The following is a 612-nucleotide window of genomic DNA, read 5'->3' on the forward strand; positions in this document are numbered from 1 at the left end:
AGGTGCGGCTGGATCACCTCCTTTCTAGGGAGAATTGCCTACTGTTTAATTTTGAATGTTCTTGACTTGTATAGTTAGCCGCGCTAGCGATTACATATAAACTCTCATCTATACCATAAGGGAAGATTTAAATGGATGAAATTTTATACGTGATCACTCTTGCTGTGAAACTAAACAGGTCTAAAATAATTCAAAGAACTAATTCCGAAGTGGATAAGATTCTAAACTTTAAAATGAAATAAATATCTTGGGGGTGTAGCTCAGTTGGGAGAGCACTTGCCTTGCACGCAAGGGGTCAGGAGTTCGACTCTCCTCATCTCCACCAAAAGGATTCTGTTTAAAAAAGATAAATCTTACAGGGCTGGCAAGCCCGAGCACTAAGCATTTGACTTGCCGCGAAGCGGAACAAACAATAGCCTAACGGCTAAAAGAATCTGTATATTTTAAGCAATTGATATATCTGAGTGTATACGAAGATGTAGGTTTTGCGACGTGCGACAGCACTTTAGTACTTTGAAAACTGCATATATATTTAGTGATATGACATCTATTATATGAGTTTGATAATACTTTAAATTATCAGTTGATGACTTAATCATCAAAGATTTAATA

General features: G+C 36.8%; 1 tRNA gene. It reads left to right on the plus strand.

From position 1 onward, the window contains the following. Nucleotides 1–249 precede the first annotated feature (249 nt). Nucleotides 250–325, plus strand: a tRNA-Ala gene (locus tag Q7P33_RS17935). Nucleotides 326–612 lie beyond the last annotated feature (287 nt).

This window comes from Acetobacterium wieringae, assembly GCF_026646375.1.
In the GTDB taxonomy this organism is placed as follows: Bacteria; Bacillota; Clostridia; order Eubacteriales; family Eubacteriaceae; genus Acetobacterium; species Acetobacterium wieringae_A.